14 protein-coding genes and 1 pseudogene are annotated in these 16,347 nt (G+C 41.2%); 6 read left to right on the top strand and 9 right to left on the bottom strand.

Translation table 11 applies throughout. The features are described 5' to 3' along the window. Window positions 1–87: 87 nt before the first annotated feature. On the bottom strand, window positions 88–624 hold the full coding sequence (locus ACEYW6_RS18630; RefSeq protein ID WP_412980898.1) for a nucleotidyltransferase family protein: 537 nt from the start codon (window positions 622–624) through the stop codon (window positions 88–90). A 194-nt stretch (window positions 625–818) separates the two neighbouring features. Between ACEYW6_RS18630 and ACEYW6_RS18625 the strand changes: the two genes are divergently transcribed. Then, window positions 819–2,087: a plasmid pRiA4b ORF-3 family protein gene (locus ACEYW6_RS18625; protein WP_412980897.1), complete on the top strand. Its 1,269-nt coding sequence runs from the start codon at window positions 819–821 to the stop codon at window positions 2,085–2,087. Window positions 2,088–2,473: 386 nt separating this feature from the next. Then, window positions 2,474–3,151, top strand: coding sequence for a cob(I)yrinic acid a,c-diamide adenosyltransferase (gene cobO, locus ACEYW6_RS18620; protein ID WP_412980896.1), 678 nt, complete (start codon window positions 2,474–2,476; stop codon window positions 3,149–3,151). An 8-nt stretch (window positions 3,152–3,159) separates the two neighbouring features. Here cobO and ACEYW6_RS18615 read toward each other — a convergent pair whose 3' ends face one another. The 4 genes from ACEYW6_RS18615 to ACEYW6_RS18600 form a co-directional block, all read right to left on the bottom strand. Beyond that, complete coding sequence (locus ACEYW6_RS18615; protein ID WP_412980895.1) at window positions 3,160–3,861, bottom strand: hypothetical protein; 702 nt, start codon at window positions 3,859–3,861, stop codon at window positions 3,160–3,162. Window positions 3,862–4,317: 456 nt separating this feature from the next. After that, on the bottom strand, window positions 4,318–5,301 hold the full coding sequence (locus ACEYW6_RS18610; RefSeq protein WP_196510729.1) for an RNA polymerase sigma factor, RpoD/SigA family: 984 nt from the start codon (window positions 5,299–5,301) through the stop codon (window positions 4,318–4,320). Between the two features lie 661 nt (window positions 5,302–5,962). After that, complete coding sequence (locus tag ACEYW6_RS18605) at window positions 5,963–7,693, bottom strand: helicase HerA domain-containing protein (protein WP_196510751.1); 1,731 nt, start codon at window positions 7,691–7,693, stop codon at window positions 5,963–5,965. Between the two features lie 67 nt (window positions 7,694–7,760). Then, entirely contained in the window at window positions 7,761–8,555 is a 795-nt protein-coding gene (locus ACEYW6_RS18600; protein ID WP_412980894.1) for a glutathione S-transferase family protein, read from the bottom strand. 686 nt (window positions 8,556–9,241) lie between these two features. Between ACEYW6_RS18600 and ACEYW6_RS18595 the strand changes: the two genes are divergently transcribed. Further along, window positions 9,242–10,048, top strand: coding sequence for a fasciclin domain-containing protein (locus ACEYW6_RS18595; protein ID WP_412980893.1), 807 nt, complete (start codon window positions 9,242–9,244; stop codon window positions 10,046–10,048). 351 nt (window positions 10,049–10,399) lie between these two features. On the opposite strand, the gene hemL is transcribed toward ACEYW6_RS18595, so the two are convergent. After that, complete coding sequence (hemL, locus tag ACEYW6_RS18590) at window positions 10,400–11,698, bottom strand: glutamate-1-semialdehyde 2,1-aminomutase (protein ID WP_190894858.1); 1,299 nt, start codon at window positions 11,696–11,698, stop codon at window positions 10,400–10,402. Window positions 11,699–11,803: 105 nt separating this feature from the next. Between hemL and ACEYW6_RS18585 the strand changes: the two genes are divergently transcribed. Together ACEYW6_RS18585 and hisIE are read left to right on the top strand one after the other, a co-directional pair. Further along, entirely contained in the window at window positions 11,804–11,998 is a 195-nt protein-coding gene (locus ACEYW6_RS18585; RefSeq protein WP_190894859.1) for a ChaB family protein, read from the top strand. Between the two features lie 94 nt (window positions 11,999–12,092). Further along, complete coding sequence (gene hisIE / locus ACEYW6_RS18580; RefSeq protein ID WP_412980892.1) at window positions 12,093–12,743, top strand: bifunctional phosphoribosyl-AMP cyclohydrolase/phosphoribosyl-ATP diphosphatase HisIE; 651 nt, start codon at window positions 12,093–12,095, stop codon at window positions 12,741–12,743. A gap of 114 nt (window positions 12,744–12,857) precedes the next feature. On the opposite strand, the gene ACEYW6_RS18575 is transcribed toward hisIE, so the two are convergent. From ACEYW6_RS18575 to ACEYW6_RS18565, 3 genes are all read right to left on the bottom strand, one after another. Further along, on the bottom strand, window positions 12,858–13,751 hold the full coding sequence (locus ACEYW6_RS18575) for a phosphotransferase family protein (protein WP_412980891.1): 894 nt from the start codon (window positions 13,749–13,751) through the stop codon (window positions 12,858–12,860). Window positions 13,752–13,906: 155 nt separating this feature from the next. Beyond that, entirely contained in the window at window positions 13,907–15,178 is a 1,272-nt protein-coding gene (locus ACEYW6_RS18570; RefSeq protein WP_412980890.1) for an MDR family MFS transporter, read from the bottom strand. 206 nt (window positions 15,179–15,384) lie between these two features. Then, entirely contained in the window at window positions 15,385–15,651 is a 267-nt protein-coding gene (locus ACEYW6_RS18565; RefSeq protein WP_412980889.1) for a hypothetical protein, read from the bottom strand. Between ACEYW6_RS18565 and ACEYW6_RS18560 the strand changes: the two are divergent. After that, a pseudogene (locus tag ACEYW6_RS18560) lies at window positions 15,650–15,841 on the top strand (DUF2811 domain-containing protein); the annotation flags it as partial. The gene ACEYW6_RS18565 and the pseudogene ACEYW6_RS18560 overlap by 2 nt on opposite strands. Between the last annotated feature and the right edge of the window lie 506 nt (window positions 15,842–16,347).

Below are 16,347 nucleotides of genomic sequence, written 5' to 3'. Positions count from 1 at the left end.
GAAAATTATTAACATTGAGATCCCGTATCTAAGGGTTATAAATTAACCTTGTAACAAAAACCAATGTCTACAGCCCGACTGTAACTTTTACGCTAACTGCAGATAAGGACACTTCTGTAAAAACCCAGAAGCTTTATTGTGAGCATCTAGGTTATGAGTATGTGCTGGCGTAGGTCGAATAATGCCATCAAATAAGTCATCTAACCCATAGGGAGTAAAAAATTGCCATTGGCCTTGTGTATCTAGCCGAACTCCCACAGCAGTAGCAGTGTGCAGCCAATCTGTGATGCCATCCTCTGTACTAGTGTAGGGTCTGCTACCAAGCCGCCAACGAGCAAAACTGGCTTGATTTTTGACATCAAACTGGTCATGAGGAAATTGTTCTGTAAGAGTCGCCTTTGCTGCTAGTTCCTGAGAACGGTTTCCCTCTATATCAAAGAATGCAATATCAAAATCTTTAATACCTAACCCACACTCATTACCAAAAATTGAAGACCAAACTGTGTTTCGGACTGCACCCCCGGCTAACCACCAGTTAGGTAAATTTAGTTGAGCGATCGCAGGTAATACTGTATTAATACGTGTATCAGTTAAAATCATCTGTAGACGAGTGTTACTATTCATATCAAATTCCTGAAATTGTCAAGTAGAAGGTGAAAATATTATTATTCACATTACATTAAGCTTACGGTGTTGATAGTCCTGCTATGACACTTGGCGAGTCAATATTTTTAGGGTAACTGCTGAAGTCATAGTATAAAGAGAACAGGGTTTTACGGAAGGTTAAATGGTGAATTTAGAATTTAGAATTTTTATCTATGGAAGATTTATTCGCACGACTAGAACGTACACTCAATCCTGAACTGCCTTCCCTAACAGAGTCACAACAAAAACTTCTACAAGAACTCAGCATTGATGAAAATCAACCCGGTACGATTCTGCATGATTTTCAAACTTTGATAGATTTCTTGCAACCAAATGGAGTGGAAGTTAGTAGTGTTAATAACCTTTTACCACTTAAAGTACTATCGGAAGTTAATTCTCGGTTAAGTCACCCAATTGAAATTAAACTCAAACGCCCTGTACAGAAATCATACCCCTACATTAATGGACTATATTTGTTATTACGCAGTTCTGGGATAGCCCAAATTAGATCCCAAGGTAAGAAGCAAATTTTAGTATTAGACGCAGCTACCTTAGAATCATGGTCAAATCTCAACTTAACAGAACGCTATTTCAACTTATTAGAAGCCTGGTTAATTTGGGGAAATAACGAAATTTTGGGTGAGCATCAAGACTCATTCGGGAATTTATTTAGATGTATTCAACTTTGGCCCCGCGTTCCAGATAAAGGTTTAAAGTTTCCTAAATATGAAGACCAACACAATATTAGTTATTACCCTGGGTTGCATAATGTTGCCCTGTTAGAATTATTTGGATTGTTATCTATCAAACAAGGAAAACCACAAGAAGGTAAGGGGTGGCGCATTACTAGTTTACAACGCTTGCCCTTTGGTGATGCTCTGTTGCAATTACTATTTCCGCTAGGTATACGAGGAGAATTGCAGGATGATGTCAATGTAACTTTTGGAAAATTGCAGTCACATTTTCAAGCATTTTTTCCAAAATGGGAGCATAATTTATTTGTTCCAAAGCAAGGCTTTATTGATGGTATTTATATTTTTAAAGTGTCTATTTCTCAAGTTTGGAGACGCATTGCCATACCAGCGAAGAAATCATTAGGCTGGCTAGCAGAAATAATTCTCGATGCTTTTGATTTTGACTACGACCACTTGTATGAGTTTAGTTATAAAGATCGTTTTGGTCGTACTATCAAAATAGGTCATCCGTACCTGGAAACTCCTCCATTTGCCGACCAAGTGCAGATTGGTGATTTATCTCTAGAACCAGGTGCTAAAATGACCTATCTTTATGATTTTGGTGATAACTGGAAATTTGATGTACAGTTAGAAGCAATTAATCCGCCTGATAATAAAATCAAAAAACCAAAGATTTTAGAAGTTCACGGAAATGCACCTCAACAGTATTGGAGTGAAGATGATGAATCAGATGATGAGGGAGAGTAATTATACTGTTTTAGTAACTCGATTTATATAAAAGTACCCCTAGTAAAATTAATGTCACTTTCTAAATAAGTGATAAAATGATAATTTTTACTTTACCCAACTGACCTGTCGAAGGAAAAGACAGAATTTTATCAGTAAAGTGATTTAATAAACCTATTAAATTATTTAAAATATCAATATTGAACTCAAATTATAAGCTGAGTTTGTATATCATAGAGTTTTACTTAGTTGTCTGCCAATGATGTTAAAAAAGCTAACACGGTATCAATATTTTCCCATAAAATCTTACTGGACATATCCAATTATGTAATTTCAGTAAAATTGGATAATACACTTAATTTCAGTTCATTCTCGAAAGTTTTAATAGTTATTTGCACACAAGGTTGATGAAAAACGATACACCACAAGAATTAAACCAAGACCAAGAGATTGGGCGCTTGATTGATGAAGTAATGTCTTCATCTCTGACTGATGAACAGTATCGCAAAAAGATGCAGCGGCGTAAGGAAGTACAGGATCAACGCATAGCGCAAGCTGTGCCAGAAAAAGGATTAATTATTGTAAATACTGGTAATGGTAAAGGTAAAACTACTGCGGCTTTGGGGATGGTGTTACGATCGCTTGGTCACGGGTATAAAGTTGCGATCGTCCAATTTATCAAAGGTAGTTGGGAACCTTCAGAAAAAAGGGTTTTCAGTTATTGGGAAGACCAAATAGAATTTCACGCAATGGGCGAAGGCTTCACTTGGGAAACTCAAGACCGCGATCGCGATCTTGATAAAGCTAGCGCCGCGTGGGAAAAATCATTAGAATACATCCGCAACCCAGACTTTCATCTGGTGTTGTTAGACGAAATTAATATTGCCCTCAAAATGTCTTACTTAGAAGTAGATGATGTTTTAGCAGGTTTGGCGCAAAAACCAGCTAATAAGCACGTTATTCTCACAGGTAGAGGCGCACCAGCTGCTTTAATTGAGCGTGCTGACCTCGTAACGGAAATGACCCTAGTTAAGCACCCTTTCCGCGATCAAGGCGTTAAAGCGCAACCAGGAATTGAGTATTAACTTGAAGATTACTTGCACATTTCCAATGCGCGGCGATCGCTAGCAGTGATGGAATTTAAGCGATGAAAGTCTTGCAAAGCCACCGAGTAAGCATAAGAGTTTAACTCATCTTCACCGACTTGAGGCAATCTATTGCTTGCAGCTACCTGATTCGACTGAGCAGAACTGGCTTCATTTGACGAAGTATTAACCGTCATCGCCAACTCTCCTGATGGGTTGAGTGTACCCTGAAAACAATTAAACTCTGATTGGGGCATATACAATGCACCCGTTACCTTATTCTGCTGCTTTTGAAATATGATGTAACCTTGACCAAGCTGGTTAGATTTTGGGGATTGACCATAGAGGTAAACCCCATCTTTTACAGGAAAAACTGCTTTTGGTAAAACTTCTGCCCCTTTTGTAGCTCCCTGAGAACTTGGAACCAACGCTGTGGTTGTAGGTAATGTTTTTCCGCTCTTATGGACAAAAAGCCCTCTATCTCCTGAAGCTGCATTCAGTTGACTTCTCTGCTCTCTAACTCTTCTTAGCTGCGACAAAAGAGAGTTTTCGGAGGTTTTCTGAATCTGAGCCGATGATAATGCAGAATCTGTAACTGATACTACTTGAGTTTGCTTGGCTATACAGCCCAAACCGAGAAGTAAGCCTAAGCCCGCGAGGGAAATTCCCCACTGACGGGGAGATAAGAACTGATGAAGGTTGTTAAGCACCCTACTTCTCCTGTTAAAAAACTAACTAAGTTCTCTAGAACTTACTTACATCATAACCAAGTCTTAATTGTCAAAGACTTTGTTAACGACTTATATTACTATTGTCCAAAAAAGAAAACTGTCAAAAACTAAAGTTTTTATTTAATTTAGTTCAACAATCTTAGATTACCATCAGTTAGAGTCTTTATTCTTCATCCAATAGATTCATCCCATTGGGTGAGGTTAATCAGAAATTAAAGGTTCTCAATTAACATCGTTTTTTGGCATTTTGTTTTTTACTTTTTAATAAATAAAAATTACTGACACTATTTTCTCAGATGCATCACCGTATAAATACAGTGTGAAATGTGAAATCCAAATATTTTCCCTGGTTTTCAGCATAAAAAAATCGCCCCCTGAATTCAGGAGGCGCATCACCAAGGTGGTGTAGAGACGCGGCATTTTGCGTCTCTCGTTTTAGCTAGCAACGTATTCTTTAACATTGGCACGACGGCGACGCAGATGAGCCAAAGCTTGATGCTCTAACTGGCGGACGCGTTCACGGCTGAGATTCAATCTCTCACCAACTTTCGCCAATGACATTTCGTTACCATCTTCTAAACCAAAGCGTAGGGCTAAAACTTCTCGCTGTTGTGGAGTTAGCTCTGCTAGCAGGTTGTTCAAGTCTTGGCGTAAAAATTCCTGGTTGGTGTAATACTCTGGCGATGGGCCGCTATCTTCGAGCATTTCTTGCAACTCAGTATCCTGGTTATCGCCAACTTTAACATCCAAAGACACTGGTTGACGCGCCATGTTCAGGTACTCGCGGATCTGAGCAGGTTCTAATTCCAGCTCTTTGGCAATTTCCGCTGGAGTGGGCGATCGCCCCAAGGTTTGAGCCAATTCGCGCTGCACTTTCTTGATTTTATTCAGTTTCTCGGTGATATGGATCGGTAACCGGATGGTGCGACCTTGTTGAGCGATCGCTCGGGTAATCGCTTGGCGAATCCACCAGTAAGCGTAAGTTGAGAACTTATAACCCCTCATTGGGTCAAATTTCTCCACACCCCGCTCTAATCCTAGTGTTCCTTCCTGGATTAAATCCAGAAATTCCATATTCCGCTTTTGGTACTTTTTAGCAATAGCAACAACCAAGCGCAAATTCGCTTCGATCATTTTTTGCTTTGCCCGTTTACCTTGCGCCACCGTTTGTTGCACCTCGGTTTCCGATTGTTGAACATGATCAGCCCACTCTGACATATTCGGTTCGCGGTGCAATTGCTTCGCCAAAGCTTCTTTGGCGTCGATGAACTTCATCATTTGTTGTACCTGCTTCCCATAGACAATCTCTTGTTCACGGGTTAACAGTGGTACACGACCAATTTCCCGCAGATAGGTTCGCACCATATCAGCCGTGAATTTGGTATTGAGGTTTTCCGTTTGGGTGTTGACAGTAGGCATTGGTGCGTTTTCCTCTACTCCGTAAACACAAAGTATATTTTCTTACTAAAATGGTTAGGGAAAGGTAGTAAATCTATCACAAAATATCGGAAGCTATCAAAAGTAATTATCAATTGATGCAGCCGTTGTCCAGACGGTAAGCCCCCAATGATAGGTTCCCCTACCTTTCCTAAATTTTCAATCTTTATATAAGCACGCTGGTTGTTTTTGAGAATTCTTCTTTAGGCAGTTACTGACAGTGGCTGAAAATCCGAAGTCGGTATGAGTTCCACTTAGCTTTATAGTACGATAAATCAGGCAGATAGTAAAGTATCTTAAGATAAAGCTTCTAATTATAATTCAAAGTTGCCCGTTTGCAAAAAAATTAAACTTCCTTGAAATTACTGACTATATCTATAGTGACGCTAAAAACTCCTCTTCTGTTGCCAAAAACTAGCCGGATAACCGAACTAAATTTGCTGTGAGGATGGAGGGATGTTACGAATTGGGCATTAGTCATTGGTCATTGGTCATTTGTCATTTGTACTGAGTGACTCGTGCCGAGCAAAGCCGAGGTAAGTTGTTGGCGCAATCTCTGTGTCCGACACGCTGTTCGCGTTCGTAGAGAAGCATTGTTCATTTGCAAAGGACAAAGGACAAAGGACAACTGACAAATGACAATCTAAAATCCAAGGTCAGCTTTGGCGAGTTCAGCAGCGGCAAATACTTCTGCGTCAGGTTTTTCTTCCCAGGCTGGTTCACCAATTTCTTCGTAAAATGTTGCGTCGTAAGGACGGGTACGTACTACTACTGGCATCGGAACGGCATGACCCAAAATTAAAGCTTGTTGCTTAGAGTCTAACTTTGCCAATACCGATCGCAGTCCGCTACCACCAGATACACCCGTAAAAATCGCGTCAATGTCTTTTTCGTCATTAAGCAAAGCGGTAATGCGAGTCCCAATCTGGGACATAACTTCATTATCTATTCCTGATGGACGTTGATCAACTACCAAAAGTGTGACAAAATACTTCCGCAATTCACGGGCAATAGTCCCAAAGATAGTGCTTTGGACGATAGCCGGGTCAAGGAAACGGTGCGCTTCTTCAATGGTAATCATCAATGGCGTCGGGCGATCGCTCGGGTTTTTGCTTTGCAGGAATTTATCTGCTTTCTTGACGTAATGCTCGTGAATACGTCGGGTGATCATATTCGTCACCAACATATAAGAGAGCATATTAGACTGGGAACCAAATTCTATCACAACATTCTTCCCAGATTCCAGGCACTGGACAATTTTACTAATATAATTCTGGGGGCAAACCGCTCGCATGTACTTCAAGCTATCCATCCGTAATAGTTTGCGCTGCAATGCCATAATCGAGCCTTTGTGTCCGCGCTTCTCGTCGCAAAACATCTCGATTTCTTCATTAGTCATATTCAGCAACTGGACAATCCAAGACTTGCCAAACTCGCTATATAAAATATTGGCGTTATCTAAGGCTGCGTCAGAGAGTCCTAAATCTCGACTACATAACTTAATATCTTCAACTTCAATTTGCTCGTAACTCAGATAGAGTTCTTGAGCATCACGCACACCCCGGCGCTTTGTCGATTCTGGGTCGAGGGTGTAAACTTCTACCTTGCTGGGGAAAAGTTGCTTTAAACCCTTAACTGTATTTACGTTCTTCCCTTCTGCAACAGCTTCCCAGCCATACTCAGAGTGCATATCAAAAATCAAGTTTACTGCCGCATTTTTACGGATAACCCCAGCTAAAAGTAGCCGTGTTAGAAAAGATTTACCAGTACCAGATTTCCCAAAAACCCCATTACTCCGTTCTACAAAGCGATTTAAATCGATGCAAACTGGCACATCCATATCCAAAGGTTTGCCGATGGAAAAATTGCGCCTTTGGGGGTCATCTTCCCAACCAAATACCCGGCGAAAATCGTCAACACTTGCTTCGTAAACTTGGCTAAAGTGGCTGGGAATAGTTTTAACAGGCAGCAATTCCATCGTAGTACTGGTTTGGGGCACAAATGAAGCCAAGCCCGTCACCGATGGGAGGAAGGGGTTTGTCGATTTGCCGTTTGTGGGGGAGAAAGATTCTTCCGATTCAGGAGTGAACATCAACATCGGTGCGAGGTTGATAGTACCGTATGTACCACTTCCGGCTAAAACATCTCGTAAAAAAGTGTCTTCCCAACTGGGGGGATTAGCAATAATTCGTGCATTAGCAGCTCCCAATGCTACATCTGTCAGCATACAAAAAAAACGCGATCGCATCCCTTGCACAACGAGGAACTTACCTACCCGCATATCTTCCACAGAAATGTCAGGATGCAATCGTACTTCTAAACCTTCAGTTAGAGAACCTTGAATAACCGAACCTAATGGCTGTCCCGAATTCATTTTATTAGTCATTAGTCATTAGTCATTAGTTATTTTCCCCCATGCCCAATGCCTAATGCCCCATTACTTAGTCAATCTGAATTGAAGTTGGCGCACTTCCCGTTGGTGGAGTGGTACTGATTAATGGTTTACGAAACTGGGCGTAAAGGCGATCGCGCCAGGTAAAGAATGGTTCATAATCTATATTCTCTGCGAAGATTGGCAATCCTTTACCTCTAATAGAAGCTGGTAAATCCAAATAAGGGCCAGACGGGAACTTGAGCAATATCGATAAGCTAGCCACTGCCAAGTCAGCTAAAGTCGGCTCATCTCCAGTTAAATAAGGACTATCTGCCAATAATAACGTTACCGCTTCCAAGTCTTGTTTTAAGGATGCGATCGCTGACTTTATCACATCTGGACTATAACCTACGCCAAAACCCATCACTGTCAGTAAGTCAGTAGGTACACCTTCAACCAGACTTTTAAATATATCTGGTGTTGAGGTGGGTAATAAAGATTTGCGGAAATTTTGATCTTGACTTATGGCTGCAAATAGTGCTTTGCGACCTTTGATACCTATGGACTCATCAGCCCATTCTTCTATTAATAAAGTTAAACCCCGTTTTTTAGGGTCTTGCGGTATTATCGGGCGATCGGGATATTCTAAGTCTAAATACTTAGCTATTTCCGTAGAATCCGCAATATACTTATTCCGATCCTTTAATACTGGGACTTGTTTCTGACCAGTCAGCCGGAACAGTTCTACTTGTCCAATACCAGGTGTAACCTCTATTTTGCGGTAATCTAGTCCTTTAAAATCTAGAATTAGGCGCACTTTCTCTGAGTATTGAGATAGTTCCCATTGGTATAATTCCAACATGTTGTCTACCTTATAACTGGTCAACTTCTTAACTTTACAATTGTATCTTTAGTTAAAGTAATTTTTCTTAACATTAGTTGCTTATTATCTATCTAATTGACATTAAGATTGAACTTATACCTGAGTTATCAAATAATTAAATAATTTAATTGGGTATACATAAAACAATTGAACCCCTAAGTCTTAGTCTTCAGCAGTTACTTTAATTTCCGTAACTGGTTAGCCTACTTAAGATATTTAAGTACTTAATTTGTGTACTTTTGCTGAGTAAATTAATGAGGATTTTGACATCATAGCCCTGTCAAATATATAACTCAGGTTTTTTAGCAACTCTTAAATCATATACAGACTCGTATAAAATTTTACTTTAATTGCATTCTGTAACAAAGCTTGTCATAATTCATAACTTGTAAATGTGAGATTTTTCCACTTTCTTAGAATTTACGATATATCAAGTGAGGCTTTTTAACTCCTTTTGGTGTGATGGAGAAAATCTGCTCAATTTACATGAAATGTATGCTAAGTATATTTTATCTGTTAAGCGTGAGTCGAGGTTATATATTTAACCTCGTCAATACAAACTCTTCGGAGGAATAATGTTACTTCCCTCTTCGGTTAGATTTTGTGCATAGCAAAATGTTATAAATCTTTATGTAATGTGTGGACAAAAAAGACAAACAAAATTTATGAAGACAAATTACAGCAAATTGCTGACCACGTTGGCAGGCATAGCAGGATTTACTAGTTTCAACCTTCTCATTACCCTACCATCTGATGCGAAATCCGCACTAAATCCTAACCCCAGTATTTTCAACGAAGCCCCTTATAATCAGGGTCAACGGCTTGAAGCAAACGCTTCCCCAATAGAAAAAGGCAATACCAAACGCCAACAAGTAGCGCAGCAAAGTGGTAAAACAAATCCCAGACCAAGTATTTTCAACGAGCCTCCTTATAACCGGGGCGGTAGTGCTACACCTAGTGAACCAACACCCCGCACCCCACGTAGTACCCCGGAAACTCAACCCACTGAGACACCTACTACAACTCCACCAGGACCAGGGGCAGCTGACAATCAAGGTAAAAACTTGTTAGCGTTGGCAGAGTCAAATGCTTCTTTTACCACCTTAACTAAGGCTTTAAAGGCAGCAGGGTTGACTGGGGCTTTGCAAGGCAAAGATAACTTAACTATTTTTGCACCCACTGATGCAGCTTTTGCTAAGTTGCCACAAGATGCTTTGCAAGAATTGTTAAAACCAGACAACAAAGAAGTATTGCTCAAGATTTTAACTTACCATGTAGTGTCTGGTAAGGTATTGTCCACTGATTTGAAATCTGGTGAAGTTAAAAGCCTTGAAGGCGGCGCAATCAACGTTAAAGTTGATCCGGCTACTGGTGTAACTGTCAATGATGCTAAAGTTACTCAGGCAGATATCACAGGCAGCAACGGTGTAATCCACGCAATTGATCAGGTTATTTTACCTCCTGACTTGTAGTTTTTCGGTATCAGTGCAACCTGTAGAAGACTAGGTTGGCATTAAATATTAATACCAAAAAATTCCGTTCAGATGCTAGTTTTGGACGGTTTTTTTGTAAGAACATTGCATGACTTACCCATTGACACGCAAGAGCAAATATGAGTGGTTTGACAAACCATATCTGTCTTCAAGGCATTGGTGTCAACTTAACGTGAAAGCCAGTCTAGAAGCTTTTAGAGATTATCTCGTTCCCAGTTTCCGACTGGGAACAAGGTTTTAAAGGAGTTTTAACTTAAGTTGACACGTATGAGTACTACTGTGCTGGACTCACCGCGATGCATTTGCTCCCCTACTTTGACTAGGTTTGCATTACAGACTAGACATTACATCCCGTGCAACCGCTAAAGTCTGCTCAATGTCTTCTTCAGTGTGAGCAAAAGAGGTAAACCCAGCTTCAAATTGAGAGGGTGCTAAGTAAATACCACGCTCTAACATACCCCGATGGAAGCGTCCGAATTTAGCTGTATCAGACTTTTTCGCATCTTCGTAGTTATGAACTGGGCCAGAGGTAAAGAATAAGCCAAACATCGCGCTGATTTGACCGCCACAAGCTGCATGACCAGTTTCTTTAGCAATTTGCAGCAAACCATCTGCTAGCTTTTTAGTAATCCGCTCAAGATAATCGTAAGTACCTGGTTTTTGCAGCAATTCTAAAGTCTTAATACCAGCAGTCATCGCCAAAGGATTACCAGAAAGAGTCCCAGCTTGATATACGGGGCCGGCCGGGGCAACCATTGACATAATATCTCGACGACCGCCATAAGCTCCTACTGGCAAACCACCACCAATCACCTTACCCAAGGTTGTTAAATCGGGAGTAACGCCAAATTTTTCTTGAGCGCCACCGTAAGCAATACGGAAGCCTGTCATCACTTCATCAAATACCAATAACGCTCCATGCTCGTGAGTTAGTTCGCGTAATCCTTCTAGGAAACCCGCGTCAGGTGCAATAAATCCAGCATTACCAACAACTGGCTCAAGAATAACGCCAGCAATCTCGTCACGGTTTTCTTCAAACAACGCTTTGACAGATTCTAGGTCATTGAAAGGCGCAGTTAGAGTGGTGCTAGTTGCCGCTTTCGGAACTCCTGGTGAGTCTGGCAAACCAAGTGTCGCAACACCAGAACCTGCCTTCACTAGAAAAGTATCGGCGTGTCCGTGGTAGCACCCTTCAAACTTGATGATTTTGTCTCGTTTTGTAAAAGCCCGCATCAGTCGCAAAACTCCCATACAGGCTTCAGTTCCAGAGTTGACAAATCTGACCATTTCGATGCTAGGAACGGCATCGATGACCATTTCTGCCAAAACATTTTCTAGGACTGAGGGAGCACCGAAACTGGTACCTTTTTCTAAAGCTTCATGCAACGCTGCAATTACTTCTGGATGAGCATGACCGCAAATAGCTGGGCCCCAAGTACCTACATAGTCTATGTATTGGTTGCCATCTATATCCCAAATATATGCGCCCTTAACACGATCAAAAACGATGGGTTGTCCGCCCACAGATTTAAAGGCACGAACAGGAGAACTGACTCCTCCTGGCATGAGGTTTTGAGCAGCGGCGAAGACTTCTTGTGATTTTGTTGTTTTAATTGTGGTATTTACCAAGGTTCTCTCCTAACAGTGGGCAATAAAAAGCTCTATCTTAGGATAGGGTCAAAAACTGCTTAGAATTTCTATCCTATATAAATAGCTGAACCAAAAAATAACAATATGTTATACAAGTCGAATAAAGACTTGCCTCTAGATATTCAAACTCGATTATCTGAAGCATACCAGGATCTTTACCGAGCAGCTTTTAACTCGGCAATTCATTGGTATGGTGAAGCCTCAAAAGCTCACAAAGTCGCGTTGAGTGCTGTAAAGATGCAGTCTGCTATGGAACGAAATGCTCTTGTTGAGAGCTAGATAAGATAGTGCAATAAAAAAAACATGCCAGTTGCTCTATTCAGAATGGTATCGTGAATCCATAAATTATTCTCATTAGAGCAAACTAGCTGGTATGTCTTCTAACGATTCGCGCTCACTGCATTACACCATCCCCGTTGAGGAAATTCGCTACGATGAACGGGGTCTGGTGCCTGCAATTGTCCAAGATTATTTGGATGGTACTATCTTGATGATGGCGTGGATGAATCAAGAGTCGTTACAAAAGACTTTGGAAACTGAAGAAACTTGGTTTTGGAGCCGTTCCCGGCAAGAATTGTGGCACAAGGGAGCAACTTCTGGGCATATTCAAAAAGTGCAAAGTATCCGTTATGACTGTGATAGTGATGCGCTGCTCATAGGCGTAGAGCAATTAGGAGATGTTGCCTGCCACACTGGAGAACGCAGCTGCTTTCACCAAATAGAAGGGAAAATTGCCCCACCGCCAGGGGATACATTGTCGCAATTATTTCAAATAATATGCGATCGCCGCGATAATCCTACTGAAAGTTCTTATACCTGTAAACTATTCGCAGGTGGTGATAACAAAATTTTGAAAAAGATTGGTGAGGAAACTGCTGAGGTGGTAATGGCCTTTAAGGATGATGAAGCAGATGCGATCGCAGGTGAAGTGGCTGATTTGCTTTATCATACTTTGGTTGCCTTAGCTCACCATCAAGTTGATTTGAAATCGGTGTATCGAAAGTTGCAAGAACGTCGTCAGTAAATAATATAGGCAAATAAATGAGCGAGTCGGGGAAGTAAATACAAAACTTTCTTCCCTAACTTCGCCAGTCTCTAAAATTAAACAAGTGTGCCGTTTTTGATTGGCTATGCTGGGTTAACTTAAGGGTGTACCTAAAGGTTGAACCTCTCTGGCTAAACCAATATGTGCTAACGACAATGAGATATTGTTAAACTTTACTCCAGCTAAAGCCCACTGAAGTTCAAGTGTCCCCACCCAGAAACGCGCCCGGTCGATGACATCTGGTAACATCGGATAGTCGCTTTCCATACGCCGCACAATACTTTCTCCGTAATTACCGAGTTGCACTGCAATATCACAAGCTGCATCTCCCAAACCAGCCGTACCAAAATCAATCAGACCGCTGATGCTTTCTGAAATCGGGTCAAATAGAATGTGATACACTGGCTTGTCGCCATCTATCAGTACGGGCGTGTAGCTGAGGTCAAGTTCACCTGTAATTACGGGTGCAAAAAGTTCGTGTATCCAAGTTTGCTGATGACGCCACAGGTGAGGAAAGAGAGTTTCCTGAAGTTGCTCATACAACTGCAACCAATCTTCACGGGAACGTTCTGCACCAGAAGAAGACACCCCAGCATTAACTAAAACTTCATTTGGGATGCTGTGTAATTGTTGATGAAATCTAGCTAGTTGGAAGATGATATGCTCTTGTGATGCATCACTCAGCTTCAGCAAGGTGTTACGAGATAGTGGTTCACCTTTAATAAATCTATAGCTAGCAAAGCCTTCTTCCAGGTGTTCAAAGTGGGGAACTCGCAGTTCAACATATTTTTGCACCACTTCTAATACCTTAGCTTCATGGGAAAGTACCTGTTTTCCCCAGTCATCTTTGGCAAAACGACATACAAGCTCATGATTAACAATCACCACATCATTAACCATTCCATCTTGATTAAAGTCAAGATGCTCAACAGAGATATTGGGATAGATAGCACCAATTTTTTCGATATACGAAGCAGGAATATTCATAGTAGATTATGACAACAAACAAAAAATCAAAATTTATCGGACTTTTAGCCCGATCACAGCGATTTAAATGATTTGTCCGTTTGTTGTATCAACGTACCACTATGATTCAACTCCCTATAAAATCGCTAAACATGAGCATAATACCATTTTGGTGATTACTCGGCCAAAATTCGATTGAGATACTGTAAAATTGCCACAGCGATCGCCACACTCAAGATAAAGCCTAACCATAAACTATTAGTAATAATTTGTGGTTGATCTAATGCCCATCCACCCAAGGGATGACCAATAAAAGAGCCAACAGCCCAGCATAAAGCGTTGATGGAAAAATAAACGCCGCGTTGATTTTCCGGGGCTAACTCAGTGACTAAAGAGGCAGCAGATGGGTTGTAGGAAACAATCGCCACAGCAAATACTCCTAATGCCAATATTGCCCAAACTAGATGATGAGATGGGGCAGTGCCGCTTACCCAAATGAGGGCAAAACCAATTGCCCAAAGAATGGCGGAGACAGTGAGTGCAAGTGTGTGTGAGCAGCGTTTTAACACACTGGTAACAGGCAACTGACAGATAATGGCGAACACCAGATGCCAAGCAAATAAAACACTAATCGTAGTTTGAGCAAATCCTTCGGTAGTACTTTTTATAACAAAGTTTTTGAAGTAAAGCGGCAAGGTGCTGTGGATTTGAGAAATATAGATTGTAAAGAATATATTAACTGCTATGTAGACCAGGAAACGGCGATCGCTTAATACTGCCATCCAAGAAGCAAAAAGTTCTATCTTTTCAGATTTCCCTATCTGCTGTTGTTCGGTTTCACTAAGTCCCACATAGACAACCCCAAAAAATACCAAAAAAGAGATGGCATCAATGACAAATAGCCATCGATAACTCCCAATTATCGCGATCAAAAACCCAGCAAGTACAATTCCGATCGCTAACCCAAGATTATCAGCTAGTCGAGCGATCGCAAAAGTTTCGCGGCGATTGTCAATTTGGCTAGCGTCAGCAACAACAGCTTCAGCAGCCGGCCAATAGAAACCTATTCCTAAACCGCTAATCAAGCTACCAATTACCAAAATAGTAAAATCATTGGTTGCAGCTAAAACCAGAGAAGCAATTGCTGAAATCGCCGTCGCTAGCAACAAAGTGCGGCGGCGACCCCAGTGTTCAGAATCAGCCAATGAACCACCTACAATCCTCCCGACAATGCCGGAAATCGAGGCGCTACCCAAGGCTAACCCAACACTGGTTGCAGATAAACCAACTTCATTCACAAAAAAGATGGGGGCGTAAAACAGGGTACAGCCGGTGCCAACTTCCGAGAGAAATCTACCTATTGCGAAAATCCAGACTTGGGGATGTATCGAGGGCAGCCATGATGATAGCTGAGATTGAGAAGCTAATTTCACGAGTTTAAATGTCATAGTTTGGTGACATTTTTGTAATTCTTATCATTGGCTGCTATTTTTCTCCCTCATTCCACAGGGTTTCCACAGGGATTTTAGCAGTTTTCCACAGGTTGACTACGAGCTAATGGGCATCTTACCCTCTGGCTGGGGATTGTTAATTAACAGTGGTAAAGAACTTCAAGGACTGAGTTTTTATAAAGTAAAGTAACGAAAAATAGACTCTAATGCTGATTATTTCGTTCGTATTTATTTTTTATACATCCGTTTTTAACATTTCGCAGCATTGACAAACCCACCCCCTCTTGGCGCACAATGATTCGGCTTGCTTTTGTAATTCGTTCAACCGTTGGCATCAAATGTGTAAAATATATTACCTGAGATGTGGATGCAGATTGTCGGGCTAGCAAAAGAGTGGTGAGGAAGCCATAGGCTGCTTTACCGCAAGCAACTTGTCCCTCTTGATTATCCTCATAGGAGGAAAATCTCATGAAATCAACGGTTAGCATCTTTACAGAAATTCCCGAAACACTCCACGAATCCTTAAAAAACTACTTAGAAACCCATCCTGATTGGGATGAAAATAGGGTATTGACGGCGGCACTATCATTGTTTTTACTCCAAAATGGGGATAGCGATCGCCGTGCTGCTCGAGTCTATCTGGAAACTTTGTTCCACCACTCCACAGTAGAAATGCCCAGCATCGATTCACCCGCAACAGCTAATCTACTAGACACCCCATAGGTACTGGTATGAACGGCGTTATTCTGGCTCATGCCCTAATAGGGGCACGTCAAACCGTGCCCCATAAATGGGATTTTGATCCAAAGCGATCGGCCATGTTGGGGCAATATTACAACAAAAAAGATCAGTAAATTCTGATCCTTAAAGAGGTTCCAATAGTTTCTCCTGTTGCCAAAACTACTAGTTGGTAATAGCGCAAGATTTAAAATTGAGGCAAGACTTGAATATATTAGTTGACCGTTAGTACTTGTTGTATAGCGGTTTTCTTTTGGATACAAACACGTTAGTAGGGGCGCATAGCTGTCATTGGTGTAAACTTAAGCTCAAATGCTTGTCCTACATACGCTTTACCCCTCCCCTTAGTAAGGCTGACAAGTGTAGGTTTTTTACAGTTAGGAGGAGTTATAACAGTAAAATTCATCAACAGGGGTACGAGGAAAAGA

The sequence above is a fragment of the Nostoc sp. UIC 10607 genome (assembly GCF_047228265.1).
GTDB lineage: Bacteria > Cyanobacteriota > Cyanobacteriia > Cyanobacteriales > Nostocaceae > Nostoc > Nostoc foliaceum_A.
This window is presented reverse-complemented; position numbering and strand designations above follow the sequence as displayed.